Here is a 1,673-nt window from a genome sequence, read left to right as displayed (position 1 = left end):
GCACGCCCTGGCTGCGGGAGATTTCCCGGTGCAGCCGGTCGCGGCCGTACGCCGCCAGCGTGTGCATTGCCCCGCCGTGGCGCAGCTGCATCTCCAGCAGGTGGCCGGTGCCGTAGCGCAGCGTGGCGAGCTCCCGGCCATCCGGGTAAAGCGTGCTGCTGAGATTACCCAGCGCGTCGTATTCATACTCAAACTTCCCGCAGTGGTTCTCCTCGCTCACCAGCTCGCCGGCGGCGTTACGGGTGAAAACCAGCACGGCGTCCCACGCAGGCTCGCGCTCTTCCAGCAGCGCCTGCCGCCATTCGGCGCGCGTGGCGCGGCGGATTTCCAGCGACAGCGTGTTGTGGCGGTACTCGGTGGTTTATCGGTCGTCAGCTCTCGCGAAAATTAGTTATAATTCGACTGCTTGTTATTTTATTACCTAACTTAGTGCAGACTATTTATAGTAATATTAATTATCCCACTCATCATATTTGTAATTACTATCAATGGCTATAAAATCTATTCCAACAAGCCCTTGCTTTGTGAATCGTTCTTTAAAATCTAAGGAGCACACAGGCTTTCCAATATCAGGACAAAAGAATAAATGGTCATTAACACCTTCCTTAACAACAAATCTATCTATTTTGCTAAAATAAATTTTTTCATCATCGGTAATGAAATCATCTATCTCATACTCGGACTTATCCTTATCGATTATGGATATATATTTCTTTAAATAAAATAAATTATAGTTCTTAGACAACCCTATCCGATGACTGAGTTCAATCTTTAGAGGCACATTGAAATATTGAACATTCAATTCCGAGCATAAAGATAGCATTTCATCTGAGGCCAGATCATCTAAAGGGTAATAGTCTCCCGCTAAATTATCTACCGTCGTTTTCAAAGTATAGTGGTTACGAAATTCAGTTAACTTAGGCAACCCATCATGAATATTAAACGTTGGCAATTCTGGCGTGTACTCTTTGTCAATGTAATGAGGAAGCCCTTCACCATCTGGCTTAAAATTGATTACAAAAAACTTGCTGTTATCTAATGTCATAGCAATCGCCCATTATTAAAATCAATATTAAAGATGCCCTTTTCTAAACCTTCACGGGCCCAATCTTGTATATCTTTGACATGTAAAGCAAGCTGCGTATCACTAAGTTTGCTTTCCTTCCGCAGCACATTCTCAAGTTTCTTACGAACCTCACCAGTGTATTCCCGATGATTAGACCAATGACCCGGCATATCTATAGTTTTGGCAAGATCTTCACTTCCCGGAAGGAAAATGCCATTGGAAGCGCCATCACCATCCCAGCCTATTTTTTTCAGTCGATCAAAGATCACCTTATATCTAGGATCTTTAATTAACTCCTCAGGAATTAAGTGATGGTTTGCCATTCCATCCCTTGGCCGTGCTCCCATATTTTTACCAAGCTTCGTGGAACACCAACCTAATGGATCGATATAGACTAATGGATTGGGTGTGTAAGAATACGTGTTTATCCCGCCCGCTAACCCAATCGGGTCCATCTGGGTGTAACGCCCGGCCACCGGATCGTAATAGCGGAACAGGTTGTAATGCAGGCCGCTTTCACGGTCGAGGTACTGGCCCTGGAAGCGCAGGTTTTGTGGCACCTGCCACTGCGGCACGCTGAGTTCGCGTTCGGTTTCGCCCCAGGTGC

The 1,673-nt window shown here is 46.0% G+C and carries 3 protein-coding genes; all 3 read right to left on the bottom strand.

Going from position 1 to position 1,673, the window contains the following annotated elements; translation table 11 throughout:
* Positions 1 to 256 (bottom strand): RHS repeat domain-containing protein (locus G9X48_RS09025; protein WP_347877706.1); only part of this gene is annotated, 256 nt, incomplete at its 3' end.
* A gap of 195 nt (positions 257 to 451) precedes the next feature.
* Positions 452 to 1,045, bottom strand: a complete 594-nt coding sequence (locus G9X48_RS09020; RefSeq protein ID WP_097642015.1) for a DUF1629 domain-containing protein — start codon at positions 1,043 to 1,045, stop codon at positions 452 to 454.
* Positions 1,042 to 1,673: RHS repeat-associated core domain-containing protein (locus tag G9X48_RS21600; RefSeq protein WP_208091280.1), on the bottom strand; the 632-nt coding region annotated here is incomplete at its 5' end. The genes G9X48_RS09020 and G9X48_RS21600, both read right to left, overlap by 4 nt.

The sequence above is a fragment of the Cronobacter sp. HA18006 genome, assembly GCF_011605445.1.
Lineage (GTDB): Bacteria > Pseudomonadota > Gammaproteobacteria > Enterobacterales > Enterobacteriaceae > Cronobacter > Cronobacter sakazakii.
The sequence above is the reverse complement of the archived record's forward strand: the minus strand, read 5'-3'. Positions and strand labels throughout refer to the sequence as shown.